This is a genomic window from Flammeovirga aprica JL-4 (genome assembly GCF_012844305.1).
Classification (GTDB): Bacteria; Bacteroidota; Bacteroidia; order Cytophagales; family Flammeovirgaceae; genus Flammeovirga; species Flammeovirga aprica.
Genome location: NZ_JABANE010000142.1, coordinates 1 through 17,673, shown reverse-complemented (window position 1 = coordinate 17,673; position 17,673 = coordinate 1). Strand labels below are relative to the sequence as shown.

Below are 17,673 nucleotides of genomic sequence, written 5' to 3'. Positions count from 1 at the left end.
AAGAATTAACTGTAATTGGGATCCGCTTTCGCTGATCTTATAATTACTTTTTCATTACATCAAAAGAACGTTTGAACCGAAGTTCAATGATCTGTTTTTCAGATTTTTATTCCGATAAACTCTTTTGTTTATCGCTGCTTCTTTTCAGAAGCGAGTGCAAAGGTAAGAACTTTTTATTTTAACTTCCAAATCTTTTTTCGAAAATTTTTGAAGTTTTTTTCGTTGATTTTCTCAACGCTCAACACTCTGAATTCCCAACTCCAAAAGAGAAGTTTATAAAGCCTTTCGTTAAAGGCGAGTGCAAAGGTAAGAAGAGAAATTTAATTTGCAATGCTTATTTTGTTTTATTTAGAAACATAATTTACATCGCTGATTTTCAACTAAATCAAATACCTTTTCATTATTTCAACCACCCGAGTCGGGTTGTCACATAGGACAACCCCTACGTTTGTTTTTTCCTCAGCCGTTTGCTGAAGGGAGTGCAAAGGTAATAGGATGTTTTTTAAATGCAATAGGTTTATCCACTTTTTGATTTAAATAAAAATGAATAAACCTATATATAGCTTATGTTCAATATTTTAAATGTTATCTTTCTAAATCAAAAAATATACTATTAGAGAATAAATGCATTCCGTTTACCCAAAAACCTCTTATTAATGGATTATCTACATAATAAAAGACTTGTCCCTTTTTATACTTTTCAGCGGCTATTAATGTGGATTCTTCTAAAGAAAGTTTCAATTCATCTCCTATATAGCCAGAAACTGCTTCTGTTTTTGTTACCAAACCAATATTATAACCATGGTTCAATAATGGAAGCTTATGATTGTTTTCTTTTATAATGTAGTACTTCTCTCCAATACCTTTAGAAATTAATGAGTATTCAGGTAAATTCAACTCCATAATACAACCTAATGCCTTATGATCTGTTTTACCTTTTGCCATAAACATGGATTCTGCATTAAAAGATTTGTTCATCTTTTTGCTCATCTCTAATTCATGTATCTCTTCTACTACCTTTATTGCATTCTCCAATAAAATCACTTTTCCTCCCTTTTCAATAAAACGCTTTATTAAAGTAGAGACCTTTGCTGTATACTGCCCGTCAGATAATATAATTGTATTCACTTTGGATAAGTCAAAGCTAGAAACCTTATCCATGTAAAACATATCCATCGGATATTCAATTATTTTATCAAAGAAATACCAAAGGCTACCAAACTTTACAGGGGTTACATCTTCTCCAGCGAGAACAGCAATACGAGGAACCTTCATTACCTCAACCTTTCTTTCCCATTCTGCATTATTAATATGAATTACCTGAGGAGTGATATTATTTTCTTCAATCCTTTTTTTGAATGTTTCAAGTTTATCTGACATCATCAATCCAAAATGAGGAAAAATGATACTGCCTTTAGCAATGACTTGACCGTTGTATTTAAAGTCCTCTGTCAAATAACCTACCTTGATCTGATCTTGTATCAACTTCGAAACTAACTTCACATCAGCTATAGACTCCCATTCTAAAATAAAAAAAGTAGAATCTGTTAATGCACTTTCATCGATTGGGGTGTTATTCCTTATCTCAATACTGTAAACTTCTCTTTCTATCTCCTCTTCTGTCTCCAACATATCCAAACCAAATGCATAAGGCAAGGACCAAGCAGTAAGATCGTAGGTTGTGGAATCTGAAAACTCAGCCTTTGGCTCTAAGAGCACTTTCAGCATCCGCCCCATTTTCTGATCTGTTGAAAAAACGATATTTCCTTTTTCCAACTTACGTTTCACCTGCTTCTGCTCAAAGTAACTGTACCCTTTTACTACTTTGCTTTTTGAGACTACTTCCCTTTTTATTCCTTGTCTTTCTAATATAGAAGACATCAACTCTATATTTTCTGAATTCTGCTGTGTTGGAGTGACAATAAACTTTTTTGTTGTATTATTTTTTTCATGAAAAAAGTTTTCATACTCTTTTAATAACTCCTCTTTATATTCCGACGCTACTATTGCAGTCATCATTGATGTCTCAAAATGCTTTTGCACCCTACCTTCTAAGGTGATTTGTTTTGAGGCATCCTTTGATTGATAAGCTAAACCAGCAACTCCATGTCCCCCTTGTTCAAATGTGAAACCTACTGCTCCATTAAAACAAGTCCAGCTATCACCATAACTTGGATACAGCAAATCAAAAACTTTTCGGGTAAAATATTCCCAGCCCTGAGATTTGAAATAAGACTCGTATTTTTCAGAAGCAATTTTTTGATATTTCCTTTGCCATGATGTTACGTCTTTATGTATTGGATCTGCAGAAGGCCCAAAGAAATAAGAGTATTGTGGCATCATCTCATGAAAATCAACAAATACTTGAGGATACCATTTTCTATACAACTCAGTTCTTTGCCTTGTTTCTATTTGTGTGCCCCATGCCCAATCTCTATTTAAATCGAAAAGATAGTGGTTATACCTTCCCGTTGGCCATGGCTCAATATGTTCCCAAGTTGATGGTTTCTGATTAATAAAATGACCTTCTTTTGATCTAAAATGATTGACATAGCGCTCCCTTCCGTCAGGGTTCAAACATGGATCAATAATGATAACCAAATCTTCCAATAAGCTATCATATTTACTTTGCAGTAATTCGAAAGCTACTTTCATGGCCACCTCAGAACCTGATGCTTCATTGCCATGAACATTATAACCTAACCACACAATTGCATTCGAATGAGAATACTGCCCATTTATCAATCCTGCCCTTTTTAAATTGGATTGACGTATGCTTTCTAAATTTTGAATATTCTTCTCGGAAGAAACTGCTAAGATAAAAAGAGGCCTGCCTTCATAGGTCTTGCCATAAGGAATATATTCTACTTTCAATGACTTCTCCGCTAGATAAGATAGGTAGTCATGAAGCTGATGATGATAAGTAAATTGAGTTCCTAAATTATATTCTAAAAATTCGGAGGGAGATTTTAAGGTTTGACTGTATGAAAATGTTGATAAAAAAAATAAACAGATCCACTGACTATAGAACAGTAGTCTTTGCATAGTTTCAGTTATAAAATTTAAGAATTGGTTAGTAAAATAATAAGAGTATTAATGAAAGCCTAAAATCTTATCAAAAAGAATTATCAATTTTCCAGTACAAACGATTACTCACTGATTTTCAAAGGCTTCTATGTTTGAACAACAAAATAAAATATTAGTATTATATAAAAAAAAGACACATAGCGTTAATTTCATATTTAGTTTTATTAAAAATCAAAATTATATTCTGATTAATTTATTGTTGCCGATATTTTAATCTAAATAAACTTAAAGTTCAATATTTATAATAAACAATAGTGATAAATACATTTTTTACATAATTTATTTTATATCAGAGATTTATTCATTATTATTGTATCAAGGTATCCCCTTAATAACAATTAAATAACATATTACTACTGATCATTTTTTCAATGCGATTAAATTCCTTACTAGCATTTTTGTTTTTACTTTTTACGGTAAATACATCTTTTGCTATCGTCGAAAGTAATGAGCCTACTTCCAAGACTACTAAAGTGGAAGAGAGTGCCACTGCCTCAAGCACGCGTTACATCTTTCTTAAAACAGTAAAGAAAGACTGTCTAGAAGGAGACACAGAAATCGTCTCTTCAATCATTCAAGTGAACATTAAGAATTTTGCACAGGAAAAATTTAAAATTCTAGCTCAATTCGAAAACGAGGTAGCTAAAAAGTATCCAAAAAATGTAATTCAGATTAATCTAAACTGTATAGAAGGTGTCTATACTGACCTTAGAAGTGCTACGGATGCGAAGAAAGCTTTAATTGATAATGTAGAAAAATCAAGATCTATAGTTTTAAGATAAAAAAAAGCGAAACCTCTTTATGAAATTCCGCTTTTTTCGATCTAGTAAAACTGTTTATTTATTTTTAAATACTAACTGATTATTCTCTACATCAATTAATACAACTGAATCTTTTTGGACATCACCACTCAAGATAGATTTTGATAAATCATTCAAGATGTATCTCTGCATTACTCTTTTCAATGGTCTTGCTCCAAATTCTGGTTCGTAACCTAAATCTGATACTTTATTCAAAGCATCAGGAGTTATTTCAATCTCTATACCATTAGTATGGATCCTTTTCTGTATGTCCTTAAACTGGATAGCAGCAATTTTTCTCATGTTTTCCCTTGTGAGAGGCTCGAACATTAGCACCTCGTCTATCCTATTCAAAAACTCAGGTCGAACAGTCTTCTTTAATAAGTCGAGTGCCTTATCTCTACAGTTTTCCAGAATTTCTTCTTTTTCTCCTGAAGAGTCAGCTCTTTCAAGGTCTGCTATTTTGTCCATTATAAAATGTGATCCCATATTGGAAGTCATAATAACAATTGTATTCTTGAAATCTGCAACACGTCCCTTATTATCTGTAAGACGTCCATCATCCAATACTTGTAGTAAAATATTAAAGACATCTGGATGTGCCTTTTCTATTTCATCCAATAGAATTACAGAATAAGGTCTTCTTCTTACTTCCTCAGTAAGTTGTCCACCTTCATCATATCCAACATAACCTGGAGGCGCTCCAATCAGACGGCTTACGGCATGTTTCTCCTGATATTCTGACATATCAATACGAACCATTGCCTTTTCATCGTCAAACAAATAATCCGCTAAGGCCTTGGCTAATTCTGTTTTACCAACACCTGTAGATCCTAGGAATAAGAAAGAACCAATTGGTTTACGTGGATCTTGCAATCCTGCACGGCTTCTTCTTACAGCATCTGAAATAGCCGTTATTGCTTCATCTTGCCCAGCTACACGCTTTCCTAATTCATTTTCAAGATAAAGTAGCTTTTCTCTCTCACCTTGAACCATTTTAGTAACCGGAATACCTGTCCATTTAGAAACCACTTCCGCAATATCATCAGAAGTTACTTCCTGACGGAGCATTACATTACCTGTAGCTGAATCTTCTTCTGCTTCTTTTTGTAATACCTCTAATTGTTTTTCTGCTTCTACGATTTTACCGTAACGAATTTCAGCAACCCTGCCATAATCACCTCCACGCTCAGCTTGATCAGCTTCTATCTTATACTTATCAATATCACGCTTCAACTGTTTGATACCGTCTAAGGTTTGCTTCTCACGCTTCCACTCATCTTCCAATTCATTAAGTTTCCCTGTTAGCACACGTATCTGATCAGTTAATATATTTTCTTTCTCAACGTCTTTTTCCCTTCGGATCGCTTCTCTCTCGATTTCTAGTTGCATCACCTTTCTTTTGATCTCATCTACCTCTTCAGGCATAGAGTTCATTTGGATTCTCATTCTAGAAGCCGCTTCATCCATCAAATCAATTGCTTTATCTGGTAGAAAACGGTCAGAAATATATCTATCTGATAGTTTTACTGAAGCAATAATAGCATCATCTTTAATTCTAACACCGTGATGCACCTCATACTTCTCTTTGATTCCTCTAAGAATTGAAATTGCATCATCTACTGATGGTTCCCCTACCATAACAGGCTGGAAACGTCTTTCTAGTGCTTTATCCTTTTCAATATATTTCTGATATTCTTTCAAAGTCGTAGCACCTATTGATCGTAACTCTCCTCTTGCTAAAGCAGGTTTCAATAAGTTAGCGGCATCCATAGCACTGTCACCTCCTGCTCCAGCACCAATTAATGTATGAATCTCATCTATGAATAAAATGATTTTACCGTCTGCACTTTGAACTTCCTTGATCACAGCTTTCAAACGCTCCTCAAACTCACCTTTGTATTTTGCACCTGCAACCAAAGCTCCCATATCCAAAGACGCAATGCTGATATCTTCCAAGTTTTCTGGTATATCTCCAGCTACAATTCTTTGCGCTAAACCTTCTGCAATGGCAGTTTTACCAACACCTGGCTCACCAATCAACATCGGGTTGTTTTTTGTTCTTCTAGAAAGGATTTGAAGTACACGACGAATTTCTTCATCTCGACCAATTACAGGATCCAACTTCCCATCTCTTGCCATTTGTGTCAAATCAATTGCATATCGTTCCAATGATTGATATTGACCTTCGGCATTTTGGTCCGTCACCTTATTTCCTTTTCTTAATTCTTTGATCGCTTTCTTGAGATAGTCTTTCGTAAACCCAGTTTGTTTTAATAACTGAGCTACTTTATCTCCTCCATCTAATATACCTAATAGCATATGTTCAACAGCAACAAACTCATCTTCCATTTCCTTCATGAAACGCTCCGCTGCTTGTAATGCCTTCGCCGCATCATTTGATAAATAAGGATTGTCTCCAGAAGACTTCGGGTAAGCTTCTACTATTTGATCTACCTGCTGGTTTAAATTGGTTTTATCTGCTTTTATTTTATTCGTCAAAAAAGAAATCATATTATCCTCTTGCTGGATAATTGCTTTCAGTAAATGACCTGTTTCTATTACTTGTTGTTGTGATCCTTTTGCAATTGTCTGTGCCTTTTGCAAAGCCTCTTGCGACCGGATTGTATATTTTTCGAAATTCATATTCTATTTGTTTTTATTGAAGTTATTAGAGAATTAGTATTATCCGTCTTCAGCTGTATACTGATCAATAACTGTTCAAAAGTGAAAAAGCAGTCATATTTTCTGAATTGCACTTAAAATTTACTCCCTACATGACTAAAAGTCATTAAAACACTGAAAAACAAATGTTTAACAAGACATTTTGTCTACTTTATTATTTTAAGAGAGATACTACGATTGTACTTTAATGTGAATGATTATAAAGGTTTTATGATAATGGTGTCTTGACTAAAAGTAGAATTGTCTATAGAATACAGATTACTTCTAAACCCCAATTAAATACTGTTTATAATTATGATGAATTTTGTGAAATACTTTGGCTTGGCTCTAGTTGCTTTCTTTTTATTAATTAAGTACATCTTAATAGGCAAATAAAAAGGGTAGCAATCTTTCGACTACTACCCTCTTTCAATTTTATTCTTCTTGACTATAAGAAGTTTGGTAAATCTAATTTTTTAGAAATTCTATACGCTGCATTCATCAAACCTACGTGACTGTAAGTTTGAGGGAAATTACCCCATTGACTACCATCTGAAGAATCCACATCTTCTGATAATAAGCCAACATGATTGGCGTAGCTACTTACTTTCTCAAAGTAATCAATCGCTTCTTTAATTCTTCCTACACAAGCTAATGCTTCAATGTACCAGTAAGCACAAATCAGGAATGTTGTTTCTGGCGCACCAAAATCATCTACGTGCTTGTAACGATAGAATAAACCATCTTTTGCCATCAACTCTTTTTCCATTCCAGCCAAGTGACGTTTAGCTCTTTCAGAGTTTGGATCAAGGTAATTCATAGTGATCAATTGTAAACATGATGCATCCATATCTTTTGCACCTGCCGCTTGCATATAAACACCTGTCTCCTCATCATAACATTTCTCAATCATTTCAGCTGCACGCTCTTTGATCTTCAATGCTTTGTCCGCCATTTTCACATCATCAAAGTACTGCGCCATTTTGTAAGCAGCACTTGCCCCTGCCCAGTGGAAAAGGAAAGTATAGCAATAGTGACCAGGACGATCTCTGAATTCCCATAATCCAGCATCCTTCTCCTCCATTGTATCAGCGATTTTCTGTAAAGTATGCTCTACTAATTTCTTTGTATGCATTCTATACTTATTAGTAAAACGCTCATCGGCATATAATGGAAGTAAAGAAGTCAATACCTGACCATAAACATCATTCTGAATATGTGTATAGGCATCATTACCAATTCTTACCGGCTTGTTCTCTCCTAAATAACCTTTTAAAGGCATTTCAATTTCGGTGATTTTCTTTTGAGCCGTAATTGTATAGAGCGGTTGATAACGATCCTCTTCCTGCTTAGTTACATTTTCAATGTATTTGAAATACGCTTCTACTTCCTCAAAGTGACCAATGTTATTAAAGGCATTTAATGTATAATAGGTATCACGCATCCAACAGTAACGGTAATCCCAGTTACGAGTACTCTTGTGATACTCCGGAAGTGAGGTTGTACCCGAGGCAATGATTGCTCCTGTATCCTCGTATTGGTGTATTTTTAAGATTAATGAAGAACGGATTAATTTTTCTTGATGGAAGAAACTGATACTTGTTGATTTCACCCAGTTTCTCCAGTATCTCTTTGTTCTTGTATAAAAGTTTTCAGCTGTATTTTCGATAGCTGCCTCTAGCGGAGCACCGTAAGTTAATACTGTGTATACAGCACCACTTAATACAAATGAGTTACCTTCCATTACATAGGATAAAGGAATATTGGTTGTTAATCTCATTTGCTGATCAAAACCTTCAAAACGGATATGATTACTTCCTTGGGATTTTTGAGGAGTCATCTCACCATAATGTCCTCTTGGGTCACATACTACTTGCACAGAAGGTGTTCCTTTCATTGGTTCAATCTTACGAACCATCATTAAAGGTTTATAGTAACGGTCATCTTGCTCAAAACGAGGAGCGAAGTCTGTTACTTTATAATCACCATCTTCAGTATAAATTTCAGTAACAAGAATGTTTGTATTGGTTACATAATACTGCTTGGTCTCCTTTATTTTAGCTGTAGGTTTTACAGAAAACTCCCCTCCTTTTTCATCATCTAGTAAGTCACCGAAAACAAAACTGCTATCAAATCGTGGCCAGCATAACCATCTAACACTTGCTGTTGTATCGATATAGGCCATGAATGCGCAGTTACCGATAACGCCCATGTCGTACTTGTGTGTTTTCTTCATGTTGTAATGTTTGTTTTTGTCGTATTAATTAATAAATCAGGATGTGAGTAAACTACAATTTACTATATTTTTCATCAAAATTTAAAACTTTAAAATCTGAAGGACAAAGAATAGTATGATATAAAAATCATAATTTTTAAAAGTCTAAGCACTAAGAATAATAATAAGGCGTTGAATTTGTAGAAATAATAGTAAATTTATCCCCAATAAAGAGACTTTATTTTTTCATATATTGTCTTTCTATCAATTTTAAAAAACAATTACTTCAACCATGAAAAAATTAGTATTAGCCTTATTCTTAGGCTTAATCGGGATCGTGGCATCTGCTCAGGATACTGCTGGACCTGTGATCACTTTTGAAGAAAAAACATATGAGTTTGGTGACATCCACCAAGGTGATGTTGTAGAGCATACTTTTAAATTTTCTAATACAGGAGATACTCCTTTAGTAATTACTAATGTTACTACTACTTGTGGATGTACTGCACCAAAATGGCCAAAGGAACCTATCCAACCTGGTGACTCTGGTGAGATCTTAGTAAAATTCAATAGTAGAGGTAAAAGAGGTGTTCAGAATAAGCCAATTACAGTTTATTCTAATGCGAAGTCTACTACTAAGATTTCTATTACTACCAATGTATTAGTCGAGTAAAAGCAATTTTATTCACGAAATAAAAAAAGAGGCTGTCTTACAACTAAAAAGTTATGAGACAGCCTCTTTTACTTTACAGTAACTATTTCACAATATAGATCACTTCTTTTTTCAACTCCTTAATTGCAGAAGTAATATCTGAAAGATGATCTAATGTTTTCTCTGCACTTTGATCTCCCAATACCTTCAAACTATTTTTCTGTCTGAAGGTCTGCTTGATCTCATTCCATCGTTCCAGATCAGACTCTGTCAGAATCTCAATCAGTTCCTTAAACTTCAAAAGGTTCTCTTCTGCCGCACTTGTCAACGTCTGTGATTCGTTTTCATAATGTGAAACAACTAACTCTTGAAGCTCTTTCTCATTCATAAGTGGAGAAAGCTTTTCTGCTAGTTTGTTCATATTACGATACGACCCTTGAAGCTTGAATGGAGGTTCTACTCTATAATCATCATCTTGTGCCGCAGATGCAACATAAGCTTGATTGACTTTTAGAATAACACTTTGTACATACAACAGCTGTCTGAAGATTTTAGTACTTTCTTCTTTTTCATCTGTTGAAATACTCACTTCCAATTCTAAGTTCTGAAGATCATCATTCTTGATGGCACTCACCAACGCATATAAATCTTTCTTCGGATAGTTTGTCCATTGAGAGATAAATTGATTTGAAGTAAGACAGTTCTCGATATAACTCAACTCAAATGCTGTTTGTGTACTACCGATTACTTCACCCAAATTATAAGTATCTGCTCTGTTGGCCAACATATCTGGAATCTGGAATTTATCACCTGATTCAGTATACGGGTTCCCTGCCATAATCACACAGAACCTTTTACCTCTTAGATCATACGTCTTCGTATTGCCTTTGTAAACACCTTCAATTTTTCTTTGTCCATCACAAAGTGAGATAAACTTCTGTAAAAATTCAGGGTTACAGTGCTGAATATCGTCAAGGTAAAGCATGATATTGTTCCCCATTTCAAGGGCTAAACCAAGCTTTTCCAATTCTTCCCTCGCCGTTGCATTTGGTGCTTCTTCAGGGTCTAATGACAATACTTGATGTCCAATCGAAGGTCCATTGATCTTCATGAAAATTAAGCCTAAACGATTGGCTACATATTCCATTAAAGTGGTCTTACCATAACCTGGAGGTGAAATCAATAAGAGCAAGCCCATAAGGTCTGTTCTCTTTTTAGACCCTGCCGCTCCAATCTGTTTCGATAAGTTTTCACCGATTAATGGAAGATAGACATCATTGATCAACCTATTTCTTACAAAAGAAGACAAGACTTTTGGCTCAAAAGAAGATAATTTCACTTCTCTCTTGAAGGCATCTAATACTTCCCTTTTCTGAGCTGTGTATTGCTCAAATAATGGTAAGCTATTATGAATGTGTTTCTTGATACGAGCTAAAAAGTCATAGAAGTTGAACTGGTATTTTCCTTCGTTGATTAAACTATGGTCACCCAATAAACCTTCTAACTCTTGTTCATACTCTACTTTAGAAAGTGCTCTATCCGCTTTGAAAGTCTCTAGTAAAAGTAAACTTGCTTCTAAAGTATAAGAAACATAATCTTCTTCTTTCTCAGTAAATGACGCTGACTTGAATAAAGTAGACCAGCCAATTTCCATAAACGTCAATAGTTTTTCCCATTGACCTGAAAGTTTACTGATGTGCTGATCAAAAGCATCCTTTACATTCTGTGCTAAAAGCAGACGCTTGAACTCTTCCGCTAAGAAATAAGCCTTTTCACTGATTTCAAAATAACCATATGTGAGTAAATCCATCAAACAGTAACTGATCTCTTCTATAGCTGTCTCTACTTCAAGATTCAATTTTTTCAACATTACCTCAACATGTGGTGTAATGTATTTTAGAATAGAAGATGGATCTGCTTTTTCTTCAAATAAAGAAGAGAAAAGTGAGAAACCACTAGCCCATTCCTGAATGATTTCTTTTTCTTTCTTCGGAATTTCCTTCAGCCAGACAATTTGTGCCAATGCTCTTGTTACAGAATCATAGCACAACGTCTTCAATGAGGTATTCATAAGTGCATATACTTTGACTACTTTTAAAGCATCCAAATCGTGTACACCTTTTAAATAACCATCATTTAATGAAGTACCCATATATTGCTGGATTTCCTTCAATAAGGCTTCATCCTCTTGCTCAACAATAGCTGTGGCGCTTTTAGTCGCTAAAAATTGATACGCTAAATATTCACCTCTGTATACCGCTGAAGATTCAGAAGGTAAAGACATGGTCCATACTTCTTTTGTACTTAAAAGACTTTCATCTTGTACTTGCTCAAAGAAATCTGTTCCTGTCAAATGATAGAATAAATTACCTTTTCTCTCAATGATTGTAGCTCCTAACTCTTGTTGTGCTACCGCGAAAGAGTGCTTTCCGAAACGGATAAAACCAGGGCCGTCGACATTTAATTCATTACGGTCTCTCAATTGTCGAATAGCTTCTTTCTGTGCTTTCTTTAAGGCACCAAGAACCTCTTCACCTTTTGAGGTTTCACCAAAATCAATCAGACTTTGCGCCGTCTCTCTTAATTTTTCAATTAAAAGATCTGTGGAGAAGTAGGCAATCAACTGATCTTCTTTTTCCATCTTTTTCGCTTTCGCTAAAATAGACTGGATCATTCGGTCAGCAGAGTTACGTAAACGTAAAACCCTTTTATTACGAACTTCTTCTAATTGAATTTTCTTTGTTTCGAAAACAGTTGCTACTTCCTCTCTCTTCTTTTCAAGCTGTTCCGCAAAATCATCAAAGTCTGCAAATTTACCTTCTAGTTCTTCTACCTGTGCAGATAGTTTACTGAGGTATTCATCACATTCTTCTGGAGTAGTCGAAATATCAAGGAAACTGGAAACGGATTGCTCCAATAAACGGTACTGCGCCGTAAACTCAGCTTCTGCTTCTTGTTTTCCTAGCTGATTTTTCTTTTCTCTTGCCTGTGCTTGAACATTGTTGAGAGAAGAGAATAATTGAGAGATATTATTGATGATCTCTGCCGTTTGAGTGGCATCCTTAATTTTAAGGTTAGAGACTGTTTCAATTAATAACTCTAATTCTTTACCTAAAGCGGTCAGTTCATCAATCGCTTCCTCAACATCAATTGTTTTTTCCCATTCGGGCAATTGAGTTCGAAGTTCATCAATCTTAGAAGTAAAACCTGCTAATGCATTATCTCCTAAAAGAAATTGAATGCATCGTTCTCCTAACTTTAAAGAATGCTCTTTTAACTTTTCCTCTTTTTCTTCAATTGGAGGAATCTGAATGTATCGAACTTCTTTAAGACTGACAGCCTTTCCTCTTAATGCTCTTAATGAAGCGAGTCCTTGAACATAATCACGAATGTCTTTATAAATTCCACGGTCAATTTGTCGTGTAATCTTCAAACATTCCTCATCAAAGGCTTTTTGTTGCTCTTCTGCATTTTTGCGTTGACGGCTTACTTTCTCGTATTCCTCAATCGCCGCAGTGGCTGTATCCTTGATTTCATCAACAGGCTCAAGGATATTTCCCACATCCTCTCTGCCTAACCATGGATACATGTCAGTTACTGCAGATGCTTCTTGCAAAATATCTGAGTAAAGCCCCATATAGTTATCGGACTTCTGACACAACACATTGATTCCATTCAACTGTGCCATGGCTTTTACAACCTCCTTATTACCAAGGTTTACAAGGTAATGATCATTTTCAGTAGTAGGTTCTACTAAATCTGCATCAACAAAAGGCGACTGCAAAATTTGAAGATTATGTACTTTTCTTGGCTCTTCATCCGCTTTAAAATAGACTAGTTCTCCATTTGGGAAAACAGAATAGCCATTACATTTTAAAGGAGGTTGAACCGTTTGCTCAATAACATTATAGGAAAGAAGGATATACTCTCCAGTATCTCTTTGATAGAAAACAAATAGATAATCTTCACCGTTTGGTGCTACTATTTTCTTTTTAAAAACCCAATCGTGGTCTTCTTGTTCAAATAGCTTAGACTCTCCATTTTGAAGGTAATATCCATTAGAGAATACGATACCTTGTTCTTCTGGCAATAAAATACAGGCATTAGAAATTGCATTGACTCTAATTGCAGTTTTTAATTTATCATTGAAAACAAAGTACCTCCATTCCTTTTCTCTATAAGGGAGAACTTTCAGAAGAATAATATTACCAAGATCAGCATAATGGATTTCTCCATCTTCTAACCGCTGTTCTTTTTCATCTACTTCTTCCGCTAAAATTCCTTCACCGTCTAGGGTGTTGTCTTCTATTTTAATGGTAAGATCACCTCCCACTGTTTCTACAAACACTCTGTCGAGGATTGAAACATGTGGATGTTCACCTTCCCTAAAATCACTTCTTGTTGTTCTCTTCCATTCGAAATCATGCTGAGGTGGAAAGACCACTTCATGATCACTTCTAGCATCAGCATATTTCAAAGCACCCCCTGAGATTTCCCATTTGAAGGCTTTGATATCTCCAACTCGATCGCTCAATTGGAAGAGCATGTATAAGTTTTTTCCAGCTTTAAAAAACTGTGTGAACTTTGTATCTTTTTGGTATTGATACAGTTCATTAAAGTCTTTTATAAACTGTTTATCTTCTATCAAGGATAAGGACTCATTCTTGAATGTATGGGATTCGTTATCATAAGAATAGATTCCGAATACATCCGACAATGCCATTTCCTGCCTTAATCCCAACTGAACATTGTAACCAAAAAGAAAAGTTTCTCCTATTGGCATCATATCTCTGGCGATACAGTTGTTTTCTGTCATTAATCGCTCAGAAGCAATCAGCCCAATTTCTATGGAACCGAAAATTTCTTTCCGTAAATTATTAAGTTGTTCTAAAGACTTGTGAAGTTCCTTACCGCTGTTTTGTAATCGTTGTTGGAGAAGTTCATAAGTTCCGTTTTCTAACATAACCTATTTGAATTAAGAGTTAAGAGTGAAGAATTAAGAACTTACCTTCACTCTTAATTTCTCCGACAAAATTATTTGATAAAAGTTGATGCTGCAGCCGCTGCTATACCTGTTTTTTCAGCTGTTGCTAAAGCACTGTCGATCCACGTTTTTTGAAGATCATCATTGGTCATCGTTCTCATTTTATTCAAAAGACCAGCCACGCTTAAGTTTTTGATATCTTCAGTAGTTACACCAAATTGATCGATATACCCTCTTATTTTACCAATGATGTTTTTTCCATCAGAAGAATCCAATAAGTTGTCTTTCACTTCAGTGGCTACGCTACTTGTTTCAAAGAATGATTCCACTGTTTCACCCATGCTGATTGACTTGATGATTTTGTCGTACACTTGACTTTCACCACCAATGATTTTGATATCACTGCTTTTCACAGCTTCAGCCATCACTTGAGCTTGAGCTTTCGTCAATTCTTGTTGCATTTGGAATTTCGCTAAGGCTAATTCTTTCTCTTGGTTCAATTGTAATTTGAATCTCTCCAAGTCTTTGATTGCCTCATCCATATGTGCCGTAGCTTTCGCTTCCGCCTCTATACGTTGTGCTTCTACTAATGATTTCTCTTGTAATACCTTCGCTTCTGCTAAACCTTCTAATTCGATTGACTTCGACTTCTTCTCCATTCCTTCTGCCTCTGCAATCATCTTCTGTCTTAATACTTCCGCTTCCGCTTCACCTAATTGTTTGTTGGCTAATGCTTGTGCTTCAGAAGTAGCGGCAATGTATTGTGCTTCTGCAATAGCTTCTTTCTCTCTCGCTTCAGCTTTCGCTTCATTCACTTGTGCCTCAGCAAAACCTGAAGTTGCTTGTTCTTTTACTTTCGCATCTGCTAATGTTTTAATAGCCGCTGCTTTTTGGTTTGAAGTTTCGAAATCAGCTGCTGCTTCAATTTTTTGTTGTTCAGCATTTAATTTAGCTGCTTCTTTCTGAGCCTCTGCCGCTTTCAGCTCCATCATTAAGTTCTCTTCTGCTTTTTGCTCCGCCAACGTAATTGCTACTTTTTTCTGACGTTGTGCTTCAGCAAATGCTTCCGTATCCTTAATTCTTTCTTGCTCTTCCACTACAGATTTCTCAACTGCTACTCTTTCTTTGATCACATCTTGGATATCACGCTTCTGCTCTTCCAATGTTTTCTCTTTCGCAATTTGAGCCAATTCAACAACTTTCTGCTTTTCAGTTTCAGCTAATTGTCTTTCTTTTTCGATACGCTCGTTTTCTAACGCTTCCGTTTTCTCAATATTCTTTTGAGCTACTAAGATTTCACGCTCTTTGTTTTTCTCCTGGATTTCAAGTTCCTCATCCACTTGTAACTTGATTTTCTCAGATTTCAAGCGTTCTTCTTGTACAATTGTTTCAGTAGTAGCTTCTTCTTTTGCTTTGATTGTGTCAATTTCTCTTCTTTGACGCTCTTCCGCTTCAACTCTTTGCTTCTCTAAAACAAGTACCGCTTCTTCTTTTTCAACATCCTGCTTCTTGATCTTTTTCTCTTCTTCGTTTTTGATCAAGTTCGCTTGAATTTTTTGCTTAGCAGTTAAGTCGATAATCTTTTTGATACCCTCAGCATCCAAGATATTATCCGGGTCAAGGTTCTCAACATTTGTTTGCTCTAAGTAATCAATAGCACAGTCATCCAATACATAACCGTTCAAGTCAGTACCGATAATATCAATTACTTCTTGTTTTACTTTCTCTCTTGAGTTATATAATTCGATAAAATCGAAACGCTTACCAATTGTCTTTAATGCTTCTGAGAATTTTGCTTCGAATAATGAGATCAGAAGCTCAGTATCTGACGCTCTTTCACATCCTACTGTTTGTGCAACAGTTGCTATATCTTCTAATTGATTATTTACTCGTATAAAGAATACAACACGAATATCTGCTCTTAAGTTATCTTGGCAAATTAGACCCTGTTTTCCTTCACGACTAATTTCAATACTTTTCAAAGAGATGTCCATTCTCTCTGCTTTGTGAACTACAGGAATAACTAAACCACCTTGAGTGATTACTCTTAATCCACCCATACCTGTTCTTACAAGGGCTTTACCTTGAGGAACTTTTTTGTAAAAACTGACGATAAAACCTAGGATACCTAGAACCATGAATGCAGCAATAGCTACACCTGCAATTAAGAGTTGTGAGCCCATAAATTGATTAGTTTAAATTAAAGTTTTAAAAATTATATATACTATGGAAAATAGTTAGATTACTATTCTGTTTACTTTTTAAAATAATACACTGTTATGTTTGCTTTTAAATAATAACATATGCTTTCGAATACTTTAAGTTGCTTTTTTCATTACTTAATTCATTAAAATTTCACATAAAAAACCAGCATGCTTCTCAATATTAAATTGACTAGCATATTAAAATATAAATACACAAAAATTACTGATTGAATTTACCCATGATTAGTTGAGTCTGTTTGCTTTAAATTAAATAGGTTCTACTAAATAACATTTTTGAGTAGAATCATATTCTATAACCATGGCTTCGTCTCCTTTAAAGAGACTACTATTTTCAGAAGTTTTGATATAAATTTTCTGTTCAGCATTTCCAATAAGCACTGTTGCTTGCCCTTTCTTGACATTTGAAGCTGGTAAAACAACTTTAGATACTTTACCTACAATCTCTCTATCAACTTCATGGTTAAGCTTTCTAAAAACCAATGCGAATGGATAAACGAAAAATCTTGACAAGAAAACAGATACTATCAATATTGGAAGGAATGCCATTAAAGCATAAACTCCAGAAGTATTACCAAAATAATGATTTCCAAAAACTGAGAATACCCACATCAATGTAGATAAAACTGTTATAATGATCATTAAAGGCACTTTCCCGACAAATAAAAATTCAGCAGTCGTTGCAAATACACCATGACCTACAGCTACATCATCAATATCATGATCAATGTCTGCGTCTAGATCAACTGTACTATCTAATTCTAGATCTAAGGTATCAGGAGATAATACTCCTACCATAACATTTAACCAGTAAAATAAGCAGATTACCACAAGAAAGGTGTAAGGCAAGTTTACCAGATTAATAGATTCGTTTAATAGTTCCATTAAGCATTACGTTAGTGTCTTTTAAATTTAATAATAAAATAGAGTAATTAACCTCTATTTTCGATTATTTACATACATTAACGTCGTAACAAAATCAAGTAGGGTAAATATGGAATAAGTCTACGTCTATCCCATATTTATCCCTCTCACAGAACCGTGCGTAC

8 protein-coding genes are annotated in these 17,673 nt (G+C 35.0%); 2 read left to right on the top strand and 6 right to left on the bottom strand.

Translation table 11 applies throughout. The features are described from left to right. Positions 1-585 precede the first annotated feature (585 nt). The gene (locus tag HHU12_RS29855; protein ID WP_169660397.1) at positions 586-3,045 is read right to left on the bottom strand and encodes a M14 family zinc carboxypeptidase; all 2,460 of its coding nucleotides are present in this window, start codon (positions 3,043-3,045) and stop codon (positions 586-588) included. A gap of 413 nt (positions 3,046-3,458) precedes the next feature. On the opposite strand from HHU12_RS29855, the gene HHU12_RS29850 reads away from it, so the two are divergent. After that, positions 3,459-3,869 (top strand): hypothetical protein, encoded by a 411-nt coding sequence (locus HHU12_RS29850; protein ID WP_169660396.1) that lies wholly within the window; start codon positions 3,459-3,461, stop codon positions 3,867-3,869. Positions 3,870-3,923: 54 nt separating this feature from the next. On the opposite strand, the gene clpB is transcribed toward HHU12_RS29850, so the two are convergent. Both clpB and HHU12_RS29840 read right to left on the bottom strand, forming a co-directional pair. Beyond that, positions 3,924-6,533, bottom strand: a complete 2,610-nt coding sequence (clpB, locus tag HHU12_RS29845) for an ATP-dependent chaperone ClpB (RefSeq protein ID WP_169660395.1) — start codon at positions 6,531-6,533, stop codon at positions 3,924-3,926. Between the two features lie 466 nt (positions 6,534-6,999). After that, the gene (locus HHU12_RS29840) at positions 7,000-8,787 is read right to left on the bottom strand and encodes a glycoside hydrolase family 15 protein (RefSeq protein ID WP_169660394.1); all 1,788 of its coding nucleotides are present in this window, start codon (positions 8,785-8,787) and stop codon (positions 7,000-7,002) included. 271 nt (positions 8,788-9,058) lie between these two features. Between HHU12_RS29840 and HHU12_RS29835 the strand changes: the two genes are divergently transcribed. After that, positions 9,059-9,439, top strand: a complete 381-nt coding sequence (locus HHU12_RS29835) for a DUF1573 domain-containing protein (protein ID WP_169660393.1) — start codon at positions 9,059-9,061, stop codon at positions 9,437-9,439. An 82-nt stretch (positions 9,440-9,521) separates the two neighbouring features. Here HHU12_RS29835 and HHU12_RS29830 read toward each other — a convergent pair whose 3' ends face one another. The 3 genes from HHU12_RS29830 to HHU12_RS29820 form a co-directional block, all read right to left on the bottom strand. Next, the gene (locus tag HHU12_RS29830) at positions 9,522-14,381 is read right to left on the bottom strand and encodes a DNA repair ATPase (RefSeq protein ID WP_169660392.1); all 4,860 of its coding nucleotides are present in this window, start codon (positions 14,379-14,381) and stop codon (positions 9,522-9,524) included. A gap of 71 nt (positions 14,382-14,452) precedes the next feature. After that, positions 14,453-16,585, bottom strand: coding sequence for a flotillin family protein (locus HHU12_RS29825; RefSeq protein WP_169660391.1), 2,133 nt, complete (start codon positions 16,583-16,585; stop codon positions 14,453-14,455). A gap of 288 nt (positions 16,586-16,873) precedes the next feature. Next, entirely contained in the window at positions 16,874-17,509 is a 636-nt protein-coding gene (locus HHU12_RS29820) for an OB-fold-containig protein (RefSeq protein ID WP_169660390.1), read from the bottom strand. Positions 17,510-17,673 lie beyond the last annotated feature (164 nt).